Below are 26,333 nucleotides of genomic sequence, written 5' to 3' on the forward strand. Positions count from 1 at the left end.
AGTCATGATAAAATCCCTCACCGGGTTCGCCGCAGCCTGCCTTCTCCTGGCTGGCTGCGGTGTTACGAAACCTGCTTCCCCGACAGGCCTATATACCTCCGCCAACGAACTTGCGGTGAAAACCGACGACGGATGGTTTTCCGCCAAAACGATCTCCATCGGCGATTTCACGACTTCGTCGAGAACGAACGGCATCCCTTCCGGCGCACCCGCCAAACAATGGAAAAACGTTTCCGATGCTTATTATTTCACGGTGAAGAATGGCAGTTCGCAAGTGCCGGTGCAGGTGCTGAGCACGCCGCGGATCACCTTCTCTGCGCGCAATTTTCCCGGCTGGTTCCCGAACATGGGCAGCGACGCCCCGCTTTGGTACGTTCATGTGGGCGCTACCGCGGCAGACCCCCTCAAAAGCTGGGAGCTGATCGTGAAAAGGAACATCGCGTTCCTGGAGCTGAACGACAATAAAGTGACCGGCGTCCTCCGCTCCCCTACCGATGAGCTGAAAGTGACGGCGCACAACCGTTACGGTGCGGTGAACAGCGCAGACAAAATCTGTTATGAATTCCAGTGGAAAGGGATCGCCGTGGCGGCGGTGCTGACCGGGAAAGACCAGCGCGTCTGGCTGCAGAAAGAGCTCGATCCCGCGTTGCGCGAAACGCTGGCGGCAGTGATGCTCGGCCTGCTGTTCAGGCCGCAGTAATGCGACGTCAGGAAGGGTTGGATTCTTTTTCCCGGAGGAAGGCGAGCGAGATGTGCTCAATGGTATCTGCCAGGGGGCGGAACCGGAAACCGGGGAGTGCTCCCAGGATCTTTTTGTTGTCGTAGTAGACTTTCAGTTGTGCCGTACGGGCGGTTTCGCGGGTGAGCAGCGGCCGTTTGCCGGTGATCATGCCGCGGATTTTTTCCACCCGCCACACGAGCGCCGCCATCCAGGGTTTGGTAGCGATATGCGGGGGCTTTTTGCCGAGGTGGCGGGCCATTTCGTTGAAGAGTTGCCGGTACGGCCAGTTTTCTCCGTTGAGGATGAAGCGCTGACCGGAAACATCGCTGTCCATCAACCTGACCATCGCTTCCACCACATCTTCCACATCCACGAACCCGTTCACGCCTTCAGTGTAATACGGAAACTCTTTCCACGCATTTTTCAACAGCATCCCCGACCCATCGTGCCAGAAACCGCTGCCGAGAATGATGGAAGGGTTTACGATGACGGCGTCGAGCCCTTCGGCGATGCCGCGCCAGATTTCCATCTCGCTGAGATGTTTGCTGATGGCGTAATTGCTGTTGTTGGCGCTTTCTTCCCACTGCGCGTCTTCCGACAGCTCCTGGTTTTGTTTTGCGCGGCCCAGCGATGCTACGGAGCTGACATGAACGAGCTTGCGAACGCCGGCGTCGATGGCCATGTTCACGACGTTGGCGGTGCCTTCGATATTGCTCTTCATCATGGCATCGCGCTTATCGGGCTGGAAGGAAACTACCGCGGCGCAGTGATAGACTTCTGTAATGCCGGCGAATGCGTCTTCGAGGGCGCAAACGTCGAGCACATCGGCCTGGAACCATTCTACTTTGTCGGCAATATCCTGCACCTGGCCGGGTATGCGGCTGCGATAGAGGGCGCGCACCGGTTTCCCGGCCTTCACCAGCGCCCGCAGCAGATAACTTCCCAGAAAACCCGTTCCGCCTGTGACAAGGATCATGTAGAATGAATTGTGAATGAAGTCACAAATGTAAATCAATACTTGTAAAATCCTTGGCCGGTTTTGCGGCCCAGTTCCCCTTTTTCCACGAGTGCTGCCTGCAGGGCGCCGGGCTTGAACCGCGGTGCTTCATGGAAGGCTTCGTAGAGCGATTTCGTAACGGCGAAGTTGACGTCGTTACCGATAAGGTCCATCAGCGCGAATGGCCCCATTCGGAAGCCCGCGGCTTCCAGGAGGCGGTCGATCGTTTGCAGGTCTGCCGTGCCCGATTGCGCGATCTCCATCGCTTCCAGGTAATAATGCCGGGCCACGCGGTTCACGATGAAACCGGGCGCGTCTTTTACATGTACGGGCGTTTTTCCCATATGTTGCACGAGTTGGTACAACAGCTGCGCGATGGCGGGATCCGTTTGGCCGGCCGACACGATTTCTACCAGCGCCATCAGGTGCGCGGGGTTGAAGAAGTGCATACCGGCCACCCTTTCCGGATGGGGAATTTCAGCGGCGATAGCGGAAACGGATAAGGATGAGGTATTGGAGGCGAAGATGGTGGTAGCGGGATTGTGTTGCGCCAGTTCGCGGAAGAGCGAAACTTTCACGGGCACCTTTTCCACGATGGCTTCGATAATGAGATCGGCCCGGCAATCGGCGATTTGGTGGCAGGGCGTGAGCCTTTGGAGCGTGGCGTCGCTGTCTTCCGCTTTGAGCTTGCCTTTTTCCACGGCTTTGCCGAGGTTTTTGCGGACCATGTCCATCCCCGCAGAAACGGCTTCGGGCTTCACGTCGAAAAGCAAAGTGGGGAACCCCGCTGCGGCGGAAACCTGTGCTATCCCGGCTCCCATGGTGCCGGCGCCGCAAACTGCTATCTGTCTGATGTCGGATACGGATTGTAACATAAGGAAGATCGTTTTGGGGAGCGTAGCGAAAAAGAAAACGGCCGCCCCGGAGTGGAGCGGCCGTGTTGCGATATGTTTATCGTGCGCCCTGGAACTGTTTCAGGAAGCGCAGGTCGTTTTCGGAGAAAAGGCGAAGGTCTTTGATCTGGTACTTCAGCATCGTGAGCCTTTCGATGCCCATGCCGAACGCGAAGCCGGTGTATTTCGACGAGTCGATACCGCAGTTTTCGAGCACCTGCGGGTGCACCATCCCGCAACCGAGGATTTCCACCCAGCCGGAATGTTTACACACGCTGCAGCCTTCGCCGCCGCAGATGAGGCAGGAAATGTCCATCTCCGCACTGGGCTCCGTGAAGGGGAAGTACGAAGGGCGGAAACGGATTTTGAAATTCTCGCCGAAGAACTCCTGCACGAAGTAATACAGCGTTTGCTTGAGGTCGGCGAACGAAACGTTTTCGGCCACGTACAGCCCTTCGATCTGGTGGAAGAAGCAGTGCGCGCGGGCGCTGATGGTTTCGTTACGGTATACGCGGCCCGGGCAGATGATGCGGATGGGAAGCTTTCCTTCTTCCATCACCCTTACCTGAACGGAAGAGGTGTGGGTGCGCAACAGCCAGTCGGGGTTGTTGTGCACGTAGAAAGTGTCCTGCATATCGCGGGCCGGATGGTTTTCTGCGAGGTTAAGGGCGGTGAAGTTGTGCCAGTCGTTCTCGATTTCGGGCCCTTCGGCAACGGTGAAGCCCAGCCGCTCGAAGATGCGGATGGCTTTGTTGCGGACGATGCTGATGGGATGGCGGGTACCCAGGCGATAAGGCTCGCCGGGAAGGGTAAGGTCCAGCTGGTCGGCCGCGCTTCCCACTTCATCCTTCAACTGCTCGAATTCGGCATATTTCGCTTCCGCTGCCAGTTTGAAAGCGTTCAGGACCTGCCCGAATTCCTTCTTCTGATCGTTCGGAACGTTTTTCATCTCCCCGAAAAGGGCCTTCACGATCCCTTTGGTGCCGAGGAATTTGATACGGTACTGCTCCAGCTGTTCCGCGTTTTCGGGGCGGAAAGCCGCAATTTCCTGTTTATAAGCTTCTATTTGTTGCACGATTGGCTCCATAGCCGACAAAGATAACGCTGCCGGAAGAAATTTCCTTGCCGGATTTTATGGAATCCGGGGGGACGCGGCATCTTAGCTTCAAATCCTCCCCGTTATGCAAGAATACATTCCTGTGATCCTGGCCGGCCTGCTCACCGCCTGCGCTCCGGCAAGGCCAGAAGACGCCCGCGAGGTTGCCATGCGCGAAGTCCGAGTGGCACAGATCGCCGCCGCCAGCGGCTATCAGCAGCAGAAAAAAGATACTTCCCATCCTCCGAAAGTGCAATTTGCACCCCCGCCTCCCCCGAAATCCGCCGCAGAAATAGAGCGGGACAAGCTGGACGGCAAACCGGTCGTGAAATTCACCCCGCCCGTGGTCCGGAAAGACGGGCAGCAAAAGAAATCCATCATCAAAAAGGTAAAAGTGAATGAAGCCACCGGCGAAGTGAAAGTGTATGATGCGAACAACAAAGACATCACCGGGCAAATATCCCCCAGAACGAAAAAAGTGACGTTCGTGAGAGACGCGTCCGGCGGTGGAAAAGTGCTGGACGAAAACGGGAAGGAAGTGAAGGACATCCCGCCCCCGCCGCCTCCCGTCCAATTTAAGAAGCCTGCCGCCGGCAAGAAAGTTTCCGGCATCGCAGACCCGGACGACGAGCATAACCGGGAAATCCCTCCGCCACCGCCGCCCCATTTGCCGGTGAAAGCGCCTGCAGAAAAAGTGAAAGAAACGCCCGGGGAATAAGCGCATCGCGAAAGGACTATCGCCTGGATACGCTGGTGGTGATCGCTTACAAACCCATCCACTGCGGCAGTGGTATTACGAAAATAGAAGAAGCGCCCAACCCGCCGGCATTACGACAGATACCTACCATCCCGTTATCCCTGTAGCTTAAGATATCATCCCTTTCCCATCCCTGCCCCCGTCCTGCCCGCAGTTGCCGCAATCGCCGCGGGAGGGATGGGTTGGCGGGGAAAATTATTCCACGGCGCCCGCCATCGCCGGCAGGCCGGAGCGATCCGGCCTTTTTTTATTCGAATACCACGGTTTTATTGTGATACACGAACACCCGGTCGCTGAACACCAGTTGCAGCGCATGCGCCAGTACCGACGTTTCGATTTCCTTTCCGGCTTTCATCATGTCTGCGGCCGTATAATTATGATTGACAGGGATCACCTGCTGCGCGATAATAGGCCCTTCGTCCAGCTGGTTGGTCACGAAATGCGAGGTAGCGCCGATCAGTTTCACCCCTCTTTCGAATGCCTGCCGGTAAGGATGCCCGCCCGCGAACGCCGGGAGGAACGAGTGGTGGATATTGATGATCCGCTCGGGATAAGCAGCCACGAACTCCGGGCTGAGGATCCGCATGAACTTGGCCAGCACAATGAAATCCGGCCCTTCCGCGTCGATCAGTTCCCGGATCCTGCTTTCGAAATGGGATTTGTCGCCCTCTTCGTGGGAAACGAGGTGAAAGGGTATATTGAACCGCTTGCAGATATTTTCCAGGTGGGGATGATTGCCGATAACGCATTGAACGGTCGCGCCCAGGGTGTTGAACTGATTGCGGACGAGGATGTCTGCCAGGCAATGGTACTCCCGCGTTACCAGCACCACGATCTTTTTATCGGGCCGGGGATTGATGCTCACCAGCGCGTCTGCCGGAAGCACCTTCCGGATGGCGGACTCCAGGGCCAAAGGGTCCGTTTCATTGTCGGCCGCTATCCGCATGAAAAAACGGTTGTCCGATTTGTCTACGAACTCCCGCAAAGACACGATGTTCAGTCCTGCCCCGGCCAGTATCGCCGATACATCCGCCACCAGGCCAACACGGTCTTTCGATTGAATAAGTATGATCATAGTCCGCCTAAATTAATCATTCGCCACGCTTGTTCATAGCGGCAGGCCGATTTTCACCTGCTTTGATGTTTTTTTCAATGCGGGCGAAGCAATTAGCTGTCCATCAGCTAAATAAAAATATCAGTTCTGTTATATGGATCACCCTTTCCACCTGCAGGAAGTTACATTTCCCGGGTGTTTTTGATCTTTCCCACCGGTATCTTCCCCATTCATCCCGGCTAAATTTACTCCCGGCAACCGGACGTATGTAGTCAACCAGCAACGATCATCATTCCACAACAGACAGGGGACAAATCTAATCGGCGTATCAACCAAAGTGACGCTTCACCAGCTACTCTGAAATCGATTGAAATGCAGGAACGACTTCAATTGCATCCACGCAAACTTTAACCAAGGAAGAACAAACTAACAATGGTAAAAATGAAAAGCATTACGCTATGCTGCCTGGCAGGTATGGGATTCTGCACGGCCGCCTATGCCTATGAAGGCGGGAAGCCGGACACCCTCTTTCCCCCGGCCGGCGTCATTCACCTCGACACGGCCGATCTGCTGCTGCGGCAGACGGCTACGCTTTCGGGGTATTCCGTGGCCGGCCAGGTGCTGGCACAGGCGCCCGTAGCAGACGTCACCAACAGTCTTTCCGGGCGCTTCCCGGGGCTGTATCTCCTCCAAAGCACCGGCCAGCCCGGGTTCGACGTGGGCATTTTCAGTCTCCGCGGACAGCAGCCCACGATCCTCGTCAACGGCATCCCCCGCAATTTTACCGACATCGACATGAACGACATCGAGTCGGTAACCGTGCTCAAAGACGCGGCGGCAACGGCTTTGTACGGCGCCCGGGCGCAGGGCGGCCTGTTGTTGATCAAGACCCGGCGCGGCGTGAATGCCCCGCCCGTGGTTTCGTTCACGGCGCAATACGGCGTACAGGAACCCACCAAACTGCCGCAGCTCCTCAATGCCTACGACTACGCTTCCCTGTACAACGAAGCCCTGCGGAACGACGGGCGTGCGCCGCTGTATTCCGGCGAGGAACTGGAAGCTTACCGCACCCACAGCGATCCTTACCGGTACCCGGACGTAAACTGGTACGATGAAGTGTTGAAACGTTCCGCGCCGTTCGCCCGGTTCAACCTCAACATGCGCGGCGGCACGAAAAAGGCATCGTACTTCGCATCGCTCAGCTACCTCGACCAGGCGGGAATTTTCAAGACCGACGGGTCCAACACCTACAATACCAACGCGAATTTCAAACGCTATAACCTCACGGCCGGGCTCGATATTCAGCTGGACCGCGATACCGAAGTGGGGATCAACGTGCTGGGGAACCTCGGCAACACCCAGGAGCCCGGCGCATTTACGGGGCAGCTCTTTCAGAACATGGCCGGTACCCCGCCCAATGCGTACCCTATTTTCAACCCGGACGGTTCGCTCGGCGGGAACAGCGATTTCCGTAACAACATCTTCGCGCAGGTCAACCGCTCCGGCTACCGGACGGGCAGCACGCGGAACCTGGCGGTGGATGGGCGCGTGAAAAGATATTTGCCTTTCATTACCAAAGGATTGTACATAGCGGCCAACGTGTCGTTCTTCTCTTCCTACTTCGAAAACGTGAACTTCAGCAAGAATTTCCCCGTGTTCAAAATGGACATCGGCAGCGCGGGAGACACCACTTACCAGAAATTCGGCGATCAGACGGCGCAGCAAAAGAACCCGGACGTGGTTTTGGTGAACCGCCAGTTTTTCACGCAGTTCATGATGGGGTACGATAAATCCATCGGCCAACACAACATTTCCGGGCTGCTGCTCGCCCACCGCGATCAGAACACCAACGGCACGGAGCTGCCTTCCGAAATGTGGCAGTACGGTGCGCGGGGAGATTATAACTGGAAGGAACAATTGTACGTACAGCTGAACGCCATGTGGGCAAGCTACAACTACCTCCCGTCCGTGACGCGCCGCGTATTCCTGCCTTCGGCCTCCGTTGCGTGGGACGTGATGAAGACGGGCTGGATGGGGAATGATATCATTTCCCAACTGAAGCCGCGCGTGGCGTACGGGCTTACGGCCAATGCGAATGCGGGGTATTTCGCTTATAACCAGTCGTACGTGTCTACCGGCGGATATACGTTCGGTCAATCGCCCGTAACATCCGGCGGCGTAACGGAAGGCACGCTGGCGAACCCGCGGCGCGATTGGGAGATCGGCCGGAAATTCAATATCGGCATCGATGGAAGTTTTTTTGACGAGCATTTCCAGTTGGGGGCCGATTATTTCATCCACCGGTATGTAGACCTGATCCAGTTGCCGGGCAACAGTTCCGCGATGCTGGGCAATACCTGGCCGCCGATGAACCTCGGCCGCAACGAGTATCGCGGATTCGAGGCGTACGCCGGTTACAGGAACAATGCCGGCGCGGTGCATTATAATATTACCGCCAACCTGTATTCCGAACGTTCGAAAGTAATTTTCCAGGACGAGATCGCCCGGCCGTATCCCTGGCTGGAGCGCACCGGCAAACCCGTTGGTTCCCAATTCGGATACGAATCCGTCGGTTTCATGACGGAAGCCGATATTACAGCGAAAGCACCTACCGTAGCGGGTTACACGCCCGTTCCCGGCGATTTGAAATTTAAGGACCAGGATGGGAACGGCATCATAGATGCAGACGACCAGGTGCAGATCGACCGTTTGAAGCCCGTATATTATTATGGCATAACGATCGGTTTGGGTTGGAAAGGGTTCGACCTGAGCGCGGTGTTGTATGGAACGCAAAACCGCACGCTCAATATGGGGCGTGGTACCTACTGGGAATTCCAGGGCGCGGGGTCGCCCGTTTTCGCGCAGCACCTTTCCCGCTGGACGCCCGAAACGGCCGCCACGGCCAGTTATCCGCGGCTTTCCGCCGGCACCAATCCCAATAATCACACGGCTTCTTCCTTCTGGATCAAGAACGGCGACTACGTCCGCCTGAAGAACCTCCAGCTCGGATATACCTTCACGCAATCCTGGCTTCGTGCCGTGAAACTGAAGGAAGCCCGCCTTTTCCTCTCCGGCTACAATCTCCTCACTTCTTCCAAACTGAAAGAGCTCGACCCGGAATCGTACCTGCTCGGTTATCCGAACATGCGCGTTTTCAACGCCGGCCTCAACATCAAATTCTAATCGCCAAAGCCAACAATCATGATGAAAAGGAACAGTCAATATATATGGATGGGCCTGGCCTGTGTGGCGCTGGGCTTCGCTTCCTGCAAAAAGTCGCTGGAAGACGGGCCGCTGGAACTGCTGACGGAAGATTACATCTTCGATAAAACCGATCCCCTCGGCCAGCGCGCCAATTCCTACCTTTCGGACCTCTACTCCTACCTGCCCAACGGATACAACCGCATCGGCGGCGATGTGCTGGATGCCGGATCGGACGATGCCATGTCTTCCGAAATGAACGCCACCATCGAATATTTCAAAACGGGAAGACTGACCAATAACAACAACCCGGACGATACCTGGGCGCGCCAGTACGCCGTTATCCGCAAGGCGAATATTTTCCTCGCCAACATCGACGTGGTGCCGGTTGCCGATTCCCTGAACCGGTACTGGAAGGCCGAGACCCGCTTCCTGCGGGCTATGAGCTACTTCGAGCTGTACAAAAGGTACGGCGGCGCGGTGCTCCTCGGCGACCGCGTTCTCCAGACCACGGACAATTTCAACATACCGCGCAATGCCGCGGAAGAAGTGGCCGATTATATCACGAAGGAATGCGACGCCATTAAAGATCTCGTTCGCCCGCAACTGTATTACGACGTAGACCTCGGCCGCATCACCAAAGCCGCCGTGCTGGCACTGAAAGCGCGGACCTTGCTGTACGCGGCAAGCCCGTCCATGAACCCTTCCGCCAGCGCCGCCCAGTGGCAGGCCGCGGCCAGCGCGGCGGAGGAAGTGCTTGCCATTCCGCAACACCGGCTGGAAGCTAAATTCAGCGACGTATTCCTCACGCGCAACAGCCCCGAGATCATTCTCGCATATCAGCAGGCGGCCAACTCGAACGTCGAGCGACAGAACGAGCCGATCGGCTACCAGCGTGGCGGGCGCGGAATTACCAGTCCAACCCAGGAACTGGTGGACGCGTTCCCGATGAAAAACGGTCTCCCGATTTCGGACCCGGCTTCCAATTACAGCGCCTCCGATCCCTACAAAGACCGCGATCCCCGTTTTTACCTCACGGTTTTCCACAACGGAATGAGCTGGCTGGGCCGGCCCATCGAAACGTTCGAAGGCGGGCGCGATAAGCCGGGCAACGGTATCGCCGCTACGCGGACCGGTTATTACATGCGGAAATTCATGACCTCGTCGGGCAGCGCGTCTTCCTATTCCAACGCCAACCACAACTTCCCGATTTTCCGGTACGGGCAGGTGATGCTCGACTGCGCGGAGGCTACCAACGAAGCCCAGGGCCCGGTGGCAAGAGTGTTCGCATTGCTCCGCGACATCCGCAGGCGCGGCGGCATCGAAGCGGGCGCCGACGGAAAGTACGGTGTTCCTGACGTGGCCGACAAAGCCGCCATGCGCATATTCATCCGAAATGAACGGCGGATAGAAATGGCGTTCGAGGAGCAACGATTCTGGGACATCCGCCGGTGGAAGATCGCCGAGAACGTATTGAACGGATCGCTGCACGGGATGAAAATCACCAAAGCGGCAGACGGTGCGCTTACCTACGAGCGCACGGCCATTCAAACCGTTTCCTTCGATGCGCGCCGCATGTACCGCTATCCCGTACCGCTGTCGGAAGTGCAGAAAACGCCCGCACTCGGTCAAAATCCCAACTGGTAATCCACCTAAAATTCGAATGTTATGAAGCGGATCGCTTTAATCATATTTATCCTTTCGCTCTGCGGCGCACGGCTGCTCGCACAAAGCGGGAAAGTGCTGAAAGGCACCGTCGTGAACGCCGGCAACGAGCCGGTGGTAAACGCCACCATCCAGGAAAAGGGCACGCAGAACGGAACGGTGACCGACCTCGCCGGCCAGTTCGAGCTGCGCCTCAAAGGCAACAGCGGCGTGCTGCTCGTATCGCACATGAGTTATTTATCCAACCAGGTGAAAGTGCCTTCCGGCGATGTGCTGAACATCCGCATGGAATCGCGCTCCATCGATATGAACGAAGCCGTTGTTGTCGGGTACGGACGGCAGTCGAAAAAGAACATGACGTCTTCCGTGTCCAGCGTGAAAGGCACCGAGCTGAGCAAAAGTTCCTCGCCCACCCTGGGGAACGCGCTCACAGGGCGGCTTTCCGGCGTAACGGTATTGCAAACCAGCGGCCAGCCCGGCGCCGACCTCGGCAACCTGTACGTTCGCGGCCAGGGCAGCTTCAACGGCAACAACCGCCCCATGGTGATCATGGACGACATCGAAGTGGGATATGATGTGTTGGGGACGATGGACGTGAACGAGGTGGAATCCATATCCGTGCTGAAAGACGCGGCATCTACGGCGGTGTACGGGATCAAGGGCGCCAATGGCGTGATCCTCATTACTACCAGGCGCGGGAAGACCGGTCCGCCGAAAGTGAATTTCCTTACCGAGCACGGCATGCAATCGCCCACCGCGCTGCCGAAATTCCTCAACTCCTACGAGTCCGCCCTTCTCCGCCGCGAAGCCTGGCAGAACGAAGGGAAAGACCCCGTGGTCCAGGAACCCGGCTTCCTTTCCGACGAAGCCCTCGAAGCCTATCGCACCGGCTCCGATCCCTATCTCTACCCCGATGTGAACTGGTACAGCGAAGTGCTCAAGAAAAGCTCCTATCAAAACCGGAACAAGATCGACATCTCCGGCGGCACGGAACGCGTGAAATACTTTACGTCTTTCGGGTACGATTACCAGAACGGTATTTTCAAAGACTTCAGCAAAACGCAGGGATATAACGCGAATTACTATCTGAAGCGTTATTCCTTCCGTTCCAACATCGACATGAACGTGACTAAGACCACGCTCGTGAAAGTGAGCGCGGCAGGCAATTTCAACGAAGTGAACAGCCCTAACGGAACGAGCGATCTCTACAGCGCCATCAGTGCGTTCCAGAACCTCCCGCCCTATGCCTATCCCATCTTCAATAAGAACGGGACGCTCGGCGCCGGGGGCTCCACGCTCTTCCGCAACCCCGTTGGCCTGCTGACATATATGGGCTACAACCGCGATTATACCAACAAGCTGTACACCAACCTCAGCGTGAACCAGTCGCTGGATTTCATTACCCGTGGCCTTTCGGCCCGCTTCCTGCTGGGTTTCAACAACGATAACCGGCACAGCCGCTCCCTCACGCGCGGCAACTTCCCCTCCTACCGGTACGATGCGGTGAACGATCTCTACGAGCCCCGCGACCAGGGCGTTACCAAGCTCGATCCGCCGGGCCGCGGAGGATCGATGGGATTTGTGAACCACGATTTTACCAACATCTTCCAGGTAGATTATGCGCGCAATTTCGGAAAGCACGGCCTCACGCTCATGGCGCTCCTCAATTCCGCCAGCCACCATCGCGGCACCAACAGCGGCGGCGGGGACGAAAAAGTGATTTACGCGGAAAGGGGTTTCACCGGCAAGGCCACCTACAACTACGATCATAAATACCTCCTCGAAGTAAGTGGTGCCTACAACGGGTCTGACCGTTTCAAGGGCCGCCAGCGTTTCGCCTGGTTCCCCGCCGCATCCGCAGGCTGGAACATCAGCGACGAAAATTTCATGAAAAACCGGATGAAATTCATCACCAGCCTGAAATTGCGCGGATCGATCGGGCTCACCGGTATCGATGACGTGGGAACGAACAGCTATGTCTACGAACAGGTGTACCAGAACAATGGCACCGTATATTTCGGGGAAGTGGCGACAGGATTGCCCGGCATCATCGAAGGAACGCTCGGCAACGACAACGTGACCTGGGAGAAAGACCGCAAATGGAACCTCGGGCTCGACGCGTCGCTGTTCGACGGGCGTTTGGGCGTCACCGTCGAGTATTTCGACCGTTTCCGTTACGACATCCTCACCACCCGTTCCGTACCTACCATCGTGGGCGTGGGCCTGCCGCCGGTGAACCTCGGAAAGGTACAGACGCGCGGCATCGAGCTGGAACTGAATTTCAACGACCGTAAAGGCGATTGGGGATATGGCGTGAACGGCGTGTTCTCGTTCCAGAAAGGCAAAGTGATCGAGCGCGACGAGCCCGAGCCGCGGTATCCGCACCTCCGCCGCACCGGCCGCCCCATCGACCAGCCGTTCGGCTACATCTGGGACGGGTTTTACCAGGACCAGACGGACATCGATACCAGCGCAAACCCCGCAGGGGGCCTCATTGCAGGGGCGCTCAAATTCAAAGACATCAATGGCGACGGGAAGATCGATAACAACGACCAGGTGCCCATCGGTTACAGCCGCGTGCCGCAGATACAATATGGCGTAACGCTGTCGCTGAGCTGGAAACAGTTCGACCTGTCGTGCCTGCTGCAGGGCGCCGCGCTGTTCAGCGTGTCTTACGGCGGCCAGGCTTCCGCGCCTTTCCAGTCGAACCTCCTGCCTATTCACCAGGAGCGCTGGACGCCGGGCAAGGGCAACGACGCGAAGTTTTATTCCCTCGCCGCCACCACGGCGCAAAGCAACGGTTCCATGTCTACTTTCTGGCTGCGCCGCGGCGATTACCTGCGCCTGAAGAACGTGGAGCTGGCTTACCGGCTGCCGCGGAGTTTCGCGCAGCAACTGCGGCTCGGGGGCGCGCGGATTTACGCGAACACCTACAACCTGTATACCTGGGCAAAAATGCATGACCTCTATGCGCAGTGGGATCCCGAGCGGCCGGACGGCAACGCCAATTACCCTTTGCAACGGATCATCAACGCGGGTATTCAAATCAATTTCTAACCTGAAATGCTGACAAAAATGTTGTTCCGAAAATATTCACTCTTCGCCGCCGCGCTGATCGTTGCCGCGGTGGGCTGCAAGAAATCGTCCGACTTCCTGGACGCCAAAGTGCCGAGCGATCTCAACGAAGAAACCGTGTTCAGCGACAGCGCCCGCACCATGAACTTCCTCAACAGGATCTACACGCAGGTGCAGCACAGCTCGCTGCCGGTGAACTACATGGGCGTGCCTACCGATGTGTGTACAGATAACGGCGAAGTGTCTTACTCCGGCGCTACACAGCCCGGCGTATATTACAACAACGGCTCGTTCACGCCGGCAAGTTGTCCGTTTAACGGCATGTGGAACGATTGTTACGCCAACATCCGCCGGGCCAACCGTTACCTGTCGAAAGTGAGCGGCGTGCCGTTGAGCGATGCGCTGAAAAACCGCACTTCCGGCGAAGCGAAGTTTCTGCGGACGTGGTATTACTTCCTACTCTGGCGTACTTACGGCGGTGTGCCCATCGTGCCGCTGCTGGCGATCACGGACGAGCTGAACCTGCCCCGCAATTCCTACCAGGATGTGGTGAATTATATGGTGAAGGAGTTGGACGAAGCAGCCACGCTGTTGCCATTGGAGCACGAACCGGCAGATTATGGCCGCGCTACGAAAGGCGCCTGCCTGGCGTTGAAATCGCGGATCCTGCTGTATGCGGCCAGTCCGCTGTACAACGGCGGCGGCATCAGTTCATTGTCCGGCTTCGACGCAGCGAAGCAGTTCGTACAGGCGGATGCGGACCCCAACCGCTGGGTGCTGGCGAAGAATGCGGCGCTCGCCGTCATCAACCTGAACAGGTACAATTTGTATGTCGATAATACACAGCCGGGATACGGGTTTTACAAAACTTTCCTCACCCGTGTGAACAACGAAATGATCTTCTGTTTTATGAATACGCCCGGCCGCTCGCTGGAGTTTTTGTACCTGCCGAAATCGCGCGCGCCGCAAAGCAACGTGGCGTATCTCTATCCCACACAGTCGATGGTGGATGCGTTCCCCATGGCGAACGGCCTTGCGATTACCGACCCCGCTTCGGGATATGATCCGGCAAACCCTTACGTGGGACGGGAGCCCCGGTTCAAATATTCCATCCTGCACAACGGAACGGTCTGGCGTAACAACAGCGGCACCTATTCCGCCATCTACACGTATTTCATGGCGCCTAACGACGGCATGGGCTCCGATCCCAGCGGCTACGCCACCCGCACCGGGGCTTACGTCCGCAAGTTGCTGGACGAAAACGTGACCGGCAGCCAGGGTAGCACCGAGCACAATTATCCGCTCATCCGCTATGCGGAAATCCTTCTCAACCTCGCGGAAGCGGAAAACGAGATCGGCGGCCCCTCGGAAGCCGTGTTCTCCATCCTCCGCGACATCCGCCGCCGCGCCGGCATCCAGCCCGGGACCGGCGGGAACTTCGGCATACCCGTCACCGCGAACAAAGACGCCCTGCGCGATTTCATCCTCAACGAACGCCGCATCGAGCTGGCATTCGAAGGCCACCGGTTCTGGGACAACCGCCGCACCAAAATCGCGGAGTTTACAGACGGAAGCCCGGAAGGCAAACCGTTTTACGCTACCAAGATCACCGGCACCGAAGGCAACTGGAAATATGAACTGATCGAACAGGAGAAACGGTTCTTCCGTCCGGAAATGTATTACGTACCGCTGCCGCAAACGCAGATCAACACGGAAACGAATCTCGTGCAAAACCCCGGATGGTAATGATGAAGGCTTATCATACATTGATGAATAGACAACTTGTAATGATGACAATGCTCATGGGTTTCGCACCCATGGGCATTGTTGCTCAACAGCAGCTCCCGGCGCTGCCGGAGAAAAAAAGCGTGAACGGCGACTGGATGCTCGAAACGGGAAAATACCCTGCGGGCGTGTACCGCTCCGCGTCGGGAAAGGATATCGTGTTGACCAACGGCCTCCTCGGCCGGACGTTCCGCATCGGCGCCGGATGCGCCACCGTGAGCCTGGAGAACGGGATGACGGGCCAGCAGGAATTGCGCGCCGTGCGGCCGGAAGCGGAACTGGTGATCGACGGGAAAACCTGGCGCATCGGCGGCATGGACGGTCAGCCCGTCCAGAATTTCCTCACCGCTGCCGCGATCGATAAAATGACGGCAGACACGACCGGTTTCAGGTACCAGGGGTTCGAAACCGGGCCCACCCAGCCACGGTTCCCCTGGAAGCGCAATAGGGCCTGGCTGACAGAGGACCTTCCCTGGCCCGCGCCCGGCAGGAGGATCACGTTCCGGTACAGCGGGCCGGCGGCGTTGAAGGGCGTTTCCGTGGAGATCACGTATGAACTGTATGACGGGATGCCCGTTCTGAGCAAGTGGATGCGGATTTTGAACAATGGTAAAACTTCCCTCCGCCTGGAGCGTTTCAAATCCGAAATACTCGCCCTCGTGGAAACCGCGCCCAAAGTGGACGCCGGCTCCCCGCGCGAATATCGCATCCTGGGCAGGAAGGGCCCGCCGTCCAAAGAAGCCCAGACAGACGCCCCGCGCGATTACATCGACCGGTTCACACAACTTTTCGTGGTGACCGATTACGCCATGGGCGGCGATATGGAAGCGATGAAGGATAATCCCGGCGTGCGCTGGGTCCACGATCATCCCGAATACGAAAAAACGGGCATCCGCTACTACGGCCAGTATAAGCCCGCCCGGGTGGAATGCACGCCGCCCTTCGGGCCAGATATTACCCTCGCGCCGGGCCAGTCGTGGGAATCGTTCCGCGCTTTCGAGATGCTGCGCGACGCAACAGACGACGAGCGCCGCGGCCTTGCCGAGATGCGCTTCTGGCGCGCCATGGCGCCATGGACGCAGGAGAACCCGATGTTCATGCATGTACGCAGCGCGGAAACCGATGCCGTGCAGCTCGCCATCGACCAATGTGCAGAAACCGGCTTCGAAATGGTGATCATGACTTTCGGCAGCGGGTTCAATATCGAAAACAAAGACACCGCATTTCTCCGGCGCATGAAAACGCTGGCCGGTTACGCGAAAAGCAAAGGCATCGCGCTCGGCGGATATTCGCTCCTGGCGAGCCGCGGCGGCAGACCGGAAAACCTCATCATCAGCGAGCGCACCGGTCTTCCCGCCACCAATCCGCAAAACGGCGCGCATTTCGGCAAAACGCCTTGTCTGGCCACCGATTGGGGCGGGCAGTATTTCCAGACGTTGAAAGCATATTTCACAACCACCGGCATGAACGTTTTCGAGAACGACGGCGCGTATCCCGGAGATGCCTGTGCCTCCACGGAGCATGCGTTCCACAAAGGGTACGACGATTCGCAATGGGCCCAGTGGGAGCGCATCCATGCGTTTTACAAATGGTGCCGCGGCGAGGGGATTTACCTCAATGTGCCCGACTGGTTTTTCCTTTCCGGCAGCAACAAAACCGCCATGGGGTACGTGGAAACGAACTGGTCGCTCCCCCGCGAATTCCAGGAAGTGATAGAGCGGCAGAACATTTACGACGGCACCTGGCAGAAAACGCCTTCCATGGGCTGGATGTTTGTACCGCTCACCCAATACCACGGCGGCGGAGCGGCCGCCACCATCGAGCCGCTGCACGCGCACCTCGGCCACTACGAACGCCGCATGGCCAACCTCCTCGGCGCGGGCGTGCAGGCCATTTACCGGGGCCCGAGGCTGTACGATACCGAAGAAACGAAGGAAATGGTGAAACGGATGGTGACGTTTTATAAACAACGCCGCGCCATCCTCCATTCCGACATCATCCACCTGCGGAGGCCCGACGGCCGCGACTGGGACGGCATCCTGCACGTGGACCACCGGCTGGATACCTGCGGCTTCGCCATGCTGTACAATCCGCTCCCTGAAGCGGTTACGCGGACGGTCCGCCTGCCGCTGTACTACACCGGCCTGAAAGATTCGGCCAACATTACCGTGAAAGGGGCCGCCCCGCGCCGGTACCCGCTGGACGGGCGGCAGGCGGCTTTTGTGGCCGTGACCATTCCCGCCAACGGTTATATATGGGCTGAAATCACGAAATAGTTTACATTTCTCTTAACGCAAACTCGCAGGATTCCCCCGGGGCCTTTTGGCACCGGGGTTTTCATTTTTACCCCCGAATGTTCTACTTTCGTAAGCATTGCGTTGGGGAAATGGGAGTTTATCAAACCTACACAGACAGTGAACTGCTCGAACATCTAAAGGCCGGCGACCGTTTGGCCTTCGAAGAAATCTATCGCCGTTACTGGAGGGATATGTACAGGACCGCCTGGCTCATGCTGCACGACGATGCCGCCAGTACCGATATTGTACAGGACATTTTCGTTTGGTGTTGGGAAAAGCGGGGCTTGATGGCCGTGAGCTCGCTCGGCGGATATCTTAATATGGCCGTGCGGTACAAGGTCGCCAATTACATCCGGCGGGAGAAGGTGCGCACGGGGCTCTTTGCCGAGGCGGAAATCCTGCAGATTCCCGAACCGGTGCAGGAAATGACGCTGGAACTGAAGGAATTGCGGGCCATCATCGCGCAGTTTACCGAAGAGCTCCCCGGCCGTTGCCGCGACATTTTCTACCTCAGCAGATTCGAATACCTCTCCAATAAAGAAATCGCCGCCCGCCTGGGCATTTCCGAAAAAACGGTGGAAAACCAGCTCACCATCGCCTTGAAACGGTTGCGCACGCGCCTCGGGGCGCTATCCGCCTGGGCAGTACTTTTCCTGTAAAAAAATATTTTCCCGGAGTTTGGGGGATAGGGCCTTGTGGCGTGCCGATATGGTAAGGACCTACTATGCACAAGGAAGAATTCAAGGCACTATCGGCCAAAATCGCAGACGGCAACGCCACAGACGAGGAGATCGTCCGGTTCAACGCGTATTACGACGCCCTGCTCGCTTCGGGAGGGGAAGTGCCGGCCTGGCCGGAGGAAAAAGCGCTGCTGGAAAGCATCCGCCGGAAAACGGCGCCTGCCCGTGTGTTGCGTTTCTCCTGGCCGAAGGTGGCCGCGGCTGCTGCCGTGGCGCTCGCCATTTCCGCAGGCATCTGGATGTTTGTCCGCAAAGACGCGCCCTCCATCGCAAAGGCGCGCCCCGAACGGCCGCTCATCCAACCCGGCGGCAACAGCGCTTTCCTCACGCTCGCCGACGGCCGCCGCATTTCGCTGGACGATGTGCAGCCCGGAGACGTGGCCAGCCAGGGAAATATCCGGATCACGAAAACCGACAAGGGAGAAGTGGTCTACGAAGCGCGCCCCGCTGCGGATGGTCCCGAAGGGAAGCCGGTGTGGAACGAATTGACGACGCCCCGCGGCGGGCAATTCCGCCTGCTCCTCCCCGATGGCACCAAGGTGTGGCTGAATGCCGCATCGGCACTGCGGTTCCCGGCGGCGTTCGCGGGGAACGAGCGGCGGGTGGAACTTTCAGGGGAAGGATATTTTGAAGTGGCGCCCGACAAATCGAAGCCCTTCATCGTGCAATCCCCCGCGCAACAGGTAAAAGTGCTCGGTACGCATTTCAATATACAGGCCTATGCCGATGAGCCCCTCGCCAAAACCTCCCTCCTGGAAGGCCGCGTGGAAGTGACAGCAGGCAACAGCTCGGCGACGCTCGCGCCCGGCCAGCAAAGCAGCCTCAATGCGCAAACGGGCGAGCTGAAGTCGGGGCCCGCCGATGTGGCCGCCGCGGCAGCATGGAAAAACGGATTTTTTGTTTTTAATGATACTTACCTCTCCGATGTGATCCGGCAATTATCGCGCTGGTACGATGTGAAGGCCGATTATACACGGCTACCGCGCATCCGGTACACCGGTACCATTCCCCGGAATGTGCCGCTGGACAAAGCATTGACGATGCTGGAGATCACGGGGAACGTTCAATTTGAGATCAACCAAAATACCATTCACGTTAAGTAAAAAATAGCAATCGCCTATGCAGTAAAATGACTCGGTAAAAAGCAAGACCGGCCACGTAGCAGCGTGACCGGCCGGTGCCAGGTAATATCGTATTACCAAATTTCACATTCAGTAACAACGCTTTCCATCACCTAACAAAACAAATGTATGACTAAAAACATGCATTGCGGGGGATTTTTGCGCCTATCCGCCGGGGCTTCCCTCTTCCAATGTCAACCAAAACTGATTAAGGTTATGAAATTGACCATCCTGATGCTGACGGTGGTCCTGATGCAGGTTTCAAACGCCGCCTTTTCTCAAAAGATCACCATACAGGCAGACAAGGCCTCGCTCAGGTCCGTGCTGGCGGCCATCCGCGAGCAATCCGGTTTCCAGCTGCTGTACAGCAACGAGGCGCTGGACAGGGCCGAAACGGTAACGGTGCGGCTCAAAGACGCTACGCTCGAACATGCGCTGGCCCAGATTTTCAACGGCCAGCCATTGACCTACAAACTGGAAGACCGCATGATCCTCGTTACGCTGAAACCCTCTCCCACGGCTATCTTCGAACTGCCGGCGGTAAAGGAGATGACGGTGACGGGCACGGTAGCCAACACCAGCGGAGACCCCATCCCCGGCGCTTCGCTGCAAGAGCGCGGGACCGGGAACGGCACGATTACAGACGGCTCCGGCCGTTTCACCCTCCGCGTGAAAAGCGACACCGCTACCCTCATTGTCCGCTCCATGGGCTTTACCACCCAGGAAGTGAAAGTGGCGCCCGGCAACATGCGGATCGTATTGAAAGACGACCAGGCCGCGCTCAGCGAAGTGGTGGTTGTCGGATTCGGTACCCAGAAAAAAGCGAACCTCACCGGCGCCGTAAGCTCCGTGAGCATGGACGAAGTGCTGGGCAACCGCCCCGTCAGCGGCACCGCCCAGGCGCTGCAGGGCGCCGTTCCGGGATTGCAGATCACGTTCGGATCGGGGCAGCCGGGCGCCAGCGCAAACATCAACCTCCGCGGTTATGCGTCTATCAACGGCGGCGGGCCGCTGGTGCTGGTAGACAACGTGCCGATGTCGCTCGATGACATCAACCCGCGCGATATCGAGAACATCACAGTGCTGAAAGACGCGGCGGCGGCATCCATTTACGGTGCCCGTGCGGCGTTCGGGGTGATCCTCATCACTACCAAAAAAGGCCGGCGCAATTCGCCGACCCGTTTCAATTACTATAACAACTTCACCTGGAGCAAACCCGCTTCGTTGCCGGAAAAAGCGACGCCGGTGGAAATGGTCCAGGCGCTGAAGGATTTCGGGAACACCAGCTACTGGAGCGGCCAGGATGTGGACAAATGGCTCGGTTACCTGGCGGAATACCGGCAAGATCCGGGGAAATTTCCGAACGGGGAGGCCATCCTCAACGGGCTGCATTACCCATTGGCGCAACAGGACCTCTACGGCCAGCTTTTTAACGGTGGCGTGGAACAACAACATAATTTCTCCTTTTCCGGCGGTTCCGAAAAATCGACCTACCGCGTTTCTGGCGGTTACTCCGGCGAAGACGGGATCATGACGTCGGCCAACGACAAGCTCAACCGCTATAACTTCAACGCCAGTCTTACCACCGACCTCACGAGCAAACTCCGCTCCACCGTGAGCGCGTTTTACCGGAACGATCACCGGCGCACACCTTCCGCGCTCACCGATCTGTTCTACAATGCCATCACGCTCGCGTCGTTCGTGCCCATCGGCGAATCTGTCGCCAATAACGGCCGGACGCTGCCCTACAGCACGCCCAATAACGTGGCGCGCATCGAGGCGGCGAACGTTGCGAAGACCGAGAACCTGCGGCTGTTCGGTAAAGTAGAATATACACCCTTTAAAAACTTCAGGGTGGATGCGGAATATACCTTCTTCAAGAATACCGACAACGGCTACAACACCCGCCTGGTGAACGATTACATCGATCCCAGCACGTACGACGTGAAGTCGTTCTTTACCACATCGCGGTTTACGCGTACCCTCGAGCAAAGGAGCCACCACGCCTTCAACCTTTACGGTACTTACAACCTGGAACTGAACGGCGGCCATAACTTCAAGGCCATGGCGGGGACCAACATGGAAATCGAGAAAGGCGACGACCTCACCACTTACCGCGAGAACCAGGCTTCGGCATTCATCCCGACCCTGACCGCGTCTTCCGGGCCGGCCAACTCCTCGGACGCTTATCCGCAATACGCTGTGCAGGGGTTTTTCGGTCGGGTCAATTACGATTATAAAGGCAGATACCTGCTCGAACTGAACGGGCGGTACGATGGCTCATCGAAATTCCCGCCGGGCGACCGTTTCGGCTTCTTCCCCTCCGTGTCTGCCGGCTGGAACGTGATGGAAGAGCGATTCATGGGCTTCGCCAGGCAGGCGGTGCAGCAATTCAAGCTGCGCGGTTCATTTGGCGAGATCGGCAACCAGGACACACAAACCGACTTCCCCTATTTCCCCGGGATGGACCCGTACTTGTCTGGCTGGGTGGATGAAACCGGGACCAGGGCTTCGTCGCTGCAATCGCCCACCCTTCCCAGCGGCAGGCTCACCTGGGAGCGCGTGCAAACGCTGAACGGAGGGGCTGACGTAACATTGCTCAACAGCCGGCTGGCCATCACGTTCGACATCTTCAACCGCAAAACCCTCGGCATGCTGGCCAAAGGCGCGGCACTGCCCGCGGTGCTCGGTATCCAGGCGCCGAACCAGAACGTGGCCGATCTCGAAACGAAAGGCTGGGAACTGGAAATCAGCTGGGGAGATAAGGTAGGCGATTTCAGCTATGGACTGGGCTTCAACCTGTCAGACAACCAGACGCATATCACGAAGTTCCACAATCCGGGCGGGCTGCTGAGCGACCGGTACGCCGGGCAAGACGTGTTCGAGATCTGGGGATACGTGACCGACAGGTATTATACGGTCGACGATTTCGAGAAAGGGTCGCTGAACGCGAACCTGACCGGGGGCAAACTGCTGCCGGGGATACCGTTTTTCAAAGGCGTTCCCCCGAACCCGGGAGACGTGAAGTATGTAGACCTCAACGGCGACGGCGTTATTTTCAGTGGCAACGGTACGCTCGCCGACCCGGGAGACAGGAAGATCATCGGCAGCAGCGCGCGCCGCTACCAGTTCGGGATGTTCGGGAACGCGTCTTACAAAAACTTCGACTTCAACTTCTTTTTGCAGGGCGTGGGCAAAAGGGACCTCTGGATGGGGAACCGCCTGTTCTGGGGATACATCGACCAGTTCAGCGCCCTTTATACCCACAACCTCGACTACTGGACGGCACAGCGGACGGGCGCCTACTATCCGCGTATCTATCCTAACGGTAGCGGCAACACGGGCACTAGCCGGAACGTGCAGACGAAATACCTGCAAAACGGGGCATACCTGCGCGTGAAGAACGTGACCCTCGCCTACAACGTGCCCAAACAGATCCTTTCGAGGGCCAAAGTGGAAGGGCTCCGCATCTTCGCCTCTGGCGAAAACCTGGCGCTGTTCGACCATCTGCCCGCCGGCATGGAAGGCGATGCGACAGACATCAGCAACGGCGGTATCTATCCTTCCCTGAAGAAATTCAGCTGCGGCCTGAACCTTACTTTCTGATCCATTAAAAAAAGAAACACATGAACCTACACCGATATATCGTCGCCGGTTGCGTTTCCGCCCTGATGCTCGCGGGCTGTAAGGACTTCCTCGACCTGCAGCCGAAAGACCAGCTCACGGAATCGTATACCTTCACCAATTACCAGAATTTCAAAACCTACGCCTGGAATTTTTACAGCGCCTTCCCGGGATATTCCGGCGCCGCGCCCAATTCGGAAATTAATGCGGATCTTTTCCTGAATGCCAATCCCAACGGCATTTCCGACTGGATCTGGCAGCGGCAGACCATTCCTTCGGAAAATACCTCCGATTACACAGCGGTATATAGCCGCATTCGGGACATTAACATCATGCTCGCCAATATCGATAAGGCCGCGACCTTGTCGGATGCCGACCGTAGGCACTGGCGCGCGGTAGGCTATTTCTTCCGCGCATTTAATTACTATTTGCTGGTGAACAAATTCGGCGGCGTGCCCTACATCGATAAACCGCTGTCAGACACCGACAAGGACCTCCTCACCGCGCCGCGCACGCCCCGCGCAGAGATCACCGGCAAACTGTTGGAAGACCTGAAATGGGCGGAAGCGAACATCAAAACCGACGGCGACGGCGAGAATACGGTCGATGTACACGTGGTACGCGCATTCATCACACGGTTCGGCGTGATGGAAGGCGCCTGGCGGAAATACCACCAGCTTGGCGATCCCAAACCCTACTACCAGGCCGCTACCGCCGCGGCGGAAAAGCTCATGGCCAGCTTCCCGAAACCGGCGCCCAATTACGATGACGATTTCAACAGCGAATCACTCGCCGGCGTGCCGGGGATTTTGCTGTACCGCAGATACGAGATCGGCCAGATCGTGCATTCGCTCGCCTCGCTGGCGCGGAACTCCTCCGGCCGGTGGGACCTCACCAAGAAAGCGGCCGACATGTACCTGATGCGCGACGGGCAAACCCGGTGGACGAGCCCCCAGTTCCAGGGAGACAAATCGCCCTACACCGAATTCCGCTCCCGCGACCGGCGCCTCTATTTCACCGTGTCGCCGCCGTATGCCGTGAACACCGTACATCCCAGCTACGTATTCACGCTCACCAACAATCCCGCCGACCGCGAGTACATCGATACAATGGCGAACATCTCCAGCGAAAAACGTAAAACCCTTCCCGTGCTCAACTGGCAGGGCATCGTGCTCCGGCAGGAACCGCATTTCGTGGATTTCCCGCAAGGGCAGCCGTTTTGCGTGACGTACACCGGCTACCGGTTCTATAAATTCAGCAACAAGATCGCGCGGATCCAGAACCAGGACATCAACGACGCGCCGATTTTCAGGATGGGCGAAGTGCTGGTCAATTACGCCGAAGCCAAATACGAACTGGGCGAATTCAACCAGGCCGTCGCTAACGCCACCATCAATGTTTTACGCGAAAGAGGCGCCGTGGCCCCGCTGCAGGTAGGCGCCATCCCAAATGATCCGCAGCGCGACCCGGGCGTGGAACCGGTGTTGTGGGAAATTCGCCGGGAACGCGCGGTGGAACTGATGGGCGAAGGCTTCCGGTTTGACGATCTCCGCCGCTGGAAGAAAATGGAATATGCCGTGACGCAGAAACTCGGCCGCTGGATCAAGAAAGGGACGGACGTTGGCGCAGACGCCAAAATCCCCATCCTGAACAACGCCACCGAAGGGTACATCGCCTATGAAGGCGTGCCGCCCGCGCCCTGGCCGGAATATTACTACCTGTATCCCATCCCTTCCAACGAACGGGTGCTCAATCCCAACCTGGAACAAAACCCCGGGTGGAAATAAACCTGATTTTTCATGGCCGGTTACGCGATTGACCGGCCTTTTTTTATCTTTTCAACATGAAAAAGCACTTTCTGACGGCAGGGATGCTGCTGCTGGCATCCCTCGGCATGGCGCAGCAAAAGAAACCGAACATCGTTTTCATCCTCGCAGACGACCTCGGTTACGGCGACCTCGGCGCTTATGGCCAGCAAAAGATCAAGACGCCCAACATCGACGGGATGGCCAGAAACGGCATGCGCTTCACCTCGTTTTACGCCGGCACTTCGGTATGTGCGCCTTCCCGCTCCAGCCTCATCACGGGCCAGCACACCGGCCACACCTACGTTCGCGGCAACAAGGAAATCGAACCGGAAGGCCAGGAGCCCCTGGCAGATACGGTCCAGAGCATGGCCACGCTCCTGCAGCAGGCCGGATATGTGACAGGCGCCTTCGGGAAATGGGGCCTCGGCATGGTTGGCACCACCGGCGCGCCCGACCGCAAAGGGTTCGATAAATTTTATGGATACAATTGCCAACGGCAGTCGCACCGGTACTACCCCACCCACCTGTGGGACAACGACAAAAAAGTAGTGCTCGAAGGGAACGACCTCACGAAGAAAGTACACTATGCGCCGGAGCTGATCCAGCAGCAGGCGCTGGCTTTCATCGACGAGAACAAGAATAAACCGTTCTTCCTGTTCATCCCGGTGGTGTTGCCGCACGCGGAGCTGCAGGGGCCGGAAGACGAATGGTTTAAGATGTACGACGGCAAATTCGAGGAAAAGCCGCACAAAGGGAACGGTTACGGGCCCGGCGCCACCATTGCCGGGTACGCATCGGTGGAAAAGCCCCACGCCACTTACGCGGCCATGGTTTCGCGGATGGACGCATATGTAGGACAGGTGATCGCAAAACTGACCGAGCTGCAACTCATCGACAATACCATCATCATTTTTACGAGCGATAACGGTGCACATACCGAAGGCGGCGCCGATCCCGCATTCTTCAACAGCAACGGCGGCCTGCGCGGCACCAAGCGCGACCTGTACGAAGGCGGCATCAAAACGCCCTTCATCGTACAATGGAACGGCACCGTGAAACCCGGCTCCACTTCCGGCCACATCGGCGCTTTCTGGGATGTGATGCCTACGTTCGTGGACATTACCGGCGCCCCGGCGCCGAGGTTCACAGACGGCATTTCGTTCCTGCCCGCGCTGAAAGGCAAAGGCCGTCAACCGAAGCACGATTACCTGTACTGGGAATTCCACGAAGGCGGAGGCCGCCAGGCCGTGCGCATGGGCAAATGGAAAGGAATAAAGCTCCAGGTGAAGAAAGATCCCAACGCGCCGATAGCGCTCTACGATCTCGAAAAAGACCCTGCGGAGAAAAACGATATCGCCGCACAGCATCCGGACATCGTCCGGAAAATCGGGGAGAAAATCAACGAAGCGCACGTTGAATCACCGGTTTTTCCGCTGTTGACGGGAAAATGACGATATAAGCCCCGGCCGCCCGAAACCCGCTGTGGACAGGGCGGCCGG

The 26,333-nt window shown here is 57.6% G+C and carries 16 protein-coding genes; 12 read left to right on the forward strand and 4 right to left on the reverse strand.

The genetic code is table 11. From position 1 onward, the window contains the following. The first annotated feature begins 4 nt into the window (after positions 1 to 4). The gene (locus ACQKLP_RS01010) at positions 5 to 700 is read left to right on the forward strand and encodes a hypothetical protein (RefSeq protein ID WP_427319214.1); all 696 of its coding nucleotides are present in this window, start codon (positions 5 to 7) and stop codon (positions 698 to 700) included. Between the two features lie 7 nt (positions 701 to 707). On the opposite strand, the gene ACQKLP_RS01015 is transcribed toward ACQKLP_RS01010, so the two are convergent. From ACQKLP_RS01015 to pheS, 3 genes are all read right to left on the reverse strand, one after another. Then, positions 708 to 1,697: an NAD-dependent epimerase/dehydratase family protein gene (locus ACQKLP_RS01015; RefSeq protein WP_427319216.1), complete on the reverse strand. Its 990-nt coding sequence runs from the start codon at positions 1,695 to 1,697 to the stop codon at positions 708 to 710. A 35-nt stretch (positions 1,698 to 1,732) separates the two neighbouring features. Beyond that, positions 1,733 to 2,593: a 3-hydroxyacyl-CoA dehydrogenase NAD-binding domain-containing protein gene (locus tag ACQKLP_RS01020; protein ID WP_427319218.1), complete on the reverse strand. Its 861-nt coding sequence runs from the start codon at positions 2,591 to 2,593 to the stop codon at positions 1,733 to 1,735. A 76-nt stretch (positions 2,594 to 2,669) separates the two neighbouring features. Then, complete coding sequence (gene pheS, locus ACQKLP_RS01025; RefSeq protein WP_427319220.1) at positions 2,670 to 3,698, reverse strand: phenylalanine--tRNA ligase subunit alpha; 1,029 nt, start codon at positions 3,696 to 3,698, stop codon at positions 2,670 to 2,672. Positions 3,699 to 3,792: 94 nt separating this feature from the next. On the opposite strand from pheS, the gene ACQKLP_RS01030 reads away from it, so the two are divergent. Beyond that, positions 3,793 to 4,425, forward strand: a complete 633-nt coding sequence (locus tag ACQKLP_RS01030; protein ID WP_427319222.1) for a hypothetical protein — start codon at positions 3,793 to 3,795, stop codon at positions 4,423 to 4,425. Between the two features lie 286 nt (positions 4,426 to 4,711). On the opposite strand, the gene purU is transcribed toward ACQKLP_RS01030, so the two are convergent. After that, positions 4,712 to 5,539 (reverse strand): formyltetrahydrofolate deformylase, encoded by an 828-nt coding sequence (purU, locus tag ACQKLP_RS01035; RefSeq protein WP_427319224.1) that lies wholly within the window; start codon positions 5,537 to 5,539, stop codon positions 4,712 to 4,714. Between the two features lie 420 nt (positions 5,540 to 5,959). Between purU and ACQKLP_RS01040 the strand changes: the two genes are divergently transcribed. The 10 genes from ACQKLP_RS01040 (at position 5,960) to ACQKLP_RS01085 (ending at position 26,285) form a co-directional block, all read left to right on the forward strand. Further along, the gene (locus tag ACQKLP_RS01040; RefSeq protein ID WP_427319226.1) at positions 5,960 to 8,701 is read left to right on the forward strand and encodes a SusC/RagA family TonB-linked outer membrane protein; all 2,742 of its coding nucleotides are present in this window, start codon (positions 5,960 to 5,962) and stop codon (positions 8,699 to 8,701) included. Positions 8,702 to 8,719: 18 nt separating this feature from the next. Beyond that, entirely contained in the window at positions 8,720 to 10,366 is a 1,647-nt protein-coding gene (locus ACQKLP_RS01045; RefSeq protein ID WP_427319228.1) for a RagB/SusD family nutrient uptake outer membrane protein, read from the forward strand. 21 nt (positions 10,367 to 10,387) lie between these two features. Next, positions 10,388 to 13,441 (forward strand): SusC/RagA family TonB-linked outer membrane protein, encoded by a 3,054-nt coding sequence (locus tag ACQKLP_RS01050; protein WP_427319230.1) that lies wholly within the window; start codon positions 10,388 to 10,390, stop codon positions 13,439 to 13,441. A gap of 18 nt (positions 13,442 to 13,459) precedes the next feature. Next, the gene (locus tag ACQKLP_RS01055; protein ID WP_427319232.1) at positions 13,460 to 15,205 is read left to right on the forward strand and encodes a RagB/SusD family nutrient uptake outer membrane protein; all 1,746 of its coding nucleotides are present in this window, start codon (positions 13,460 to 13,462) and stop codon (positions 15,203 to 15,205) included. A gap of 23 nt (positions 15,206 to 15,228) precedes the next feature. Continuing rightward, entirely contained in the window at positions 15,229 to 17,520 is a 2,292-nt protein-coding gene (locus ACQKLP_RS01060) for an alpha-galactosidase (RefSeq protein ID WP_427319234.1), read from the forward strand. 110 nt (positions 17,521 to 17,630) lie between these two features. Beyond that, positions 17,631 to 18,200, forward strand: a complete 570-nt coding sequence (locus ACQKLP_RS01065) for an RNA polymerase sigma-70 factor (protein ID WP_427319236.1) — start codon at positions 17,631 to 17,633, stop codon at positions 18,198 to 18,200. A 65-nt stretch (positions 18,201 to 18,265) separates the two neighbouring features. Beyond that, positions 18,266 to 19,384: a FecR family protein gene (locus ACQKLP_RS01070; protein ID WP_427319238.1), complete on the forward strand. Its 1,119-nt coding sequence runs from the start codon at positions 18,266 to 18,268 to the stop codon at positions 19,382 to 19,384. A gap of 234 nt (positions 19,385 to 19,618) precedes the next feature. Further along, a complete protein-coding gene (locus ACQKLP_RS01075; RefSeq protein WP_427319240.1) occupies positions 19,619 to 23,008 on the forward strand; it encodes a TonB-dependent receptor in 3,390 nt (1,129 codons plus the stop codon). A gap of 20 nt (positions 23,009 to 23,028) precedes the next feature. Then, positions 23,029 to 24,813: a RagB/SusD family nutrient uptake outer membrane protein gene (locus ACQKLP_RS01080; RefSeq protein WP_427319242.1), complete on the forward strand. Its 1,785-nt coding sequence runs from the start codon at positions 23,029 to 23,031 to the stop codon at positions 24,811 to 24,813. A 56-nt stretch (positions 24,814 to 24,869) separates the two neighbouring features. Continuing rightward, positions 24,870 to 26,285: an arylsulfatase gene (locus ACQKLP_RS01085; RefSeq protein ID WP_427319244.1), complete on the forward strand. Its 1,416-nt coding sequence runs from the start codon at positions 24,870 to 24,872 to the stop codon at positions 26,283 to 26,285. Positions 26,286 to 26,333: the final 48 nt, after the last annotated feature.

The organism is Chitinophaga sp. NPDC101104, from assembly GCF_050277495.1.
Taxonomy (GTDB): domain Bacteria; phylum Bacteroidota; class Bacteroidia; order Chitinophagales; family Chitinophagaceae; genus Chitinophaga.